Below are 293 nucleotides of genomic sequence, written 5' to 3'. Positions count from 1 at the left end.
TCGCGGATCGTCTTCAAGGTCTGCTCGATCTGTCGCTCCAGGTGCGCGGATACTGACAGGATCGACTCTTTCACCGGATCGGCCTTTGCTGTTTCCAGACGATTGCTCTCCATCTGGAACAACTCCTTGAGCTCTTCATAGCGCCGCACCAACGCCTGCAACTGGCGCACATTCAGCGGCTCCGGCTGCCAGAGCTGGAGGTCACCGACATGCCGCTCGCCGTAGAGGGCGATCAGCTTGGCATCGACCTTGTCGGTCTTCACCCGCTGCATCTGGCTTTGCGCGTAACTGGC

At 59.7% G+C, this 293-nt stretch carries 1 protein-coding gene; it reads right to left on the bottom strand.

The annotated features are described in order from the left end of the window. Positions 1-293 (bottom strand): IS110 family transposase (locus tag P3W75_RS18240; protein ID WP_276228721.1); only part of this gene is annotated, 293 nt, incomplete at both ends.

This window comes from Pseudomonas citronellolis (assembly GCF_029335315.1).
Classification (GTDB): Bacteria; Pseudomonadota; Gammaproteobacteria; order Pseudomonadales; family Pseudomonadaceae; genus Pseudomonas; species Pseudomonas citronellolis_A.
This window is presented reverse-complemented; position numbering and strand designations above follow the sequence as displayed.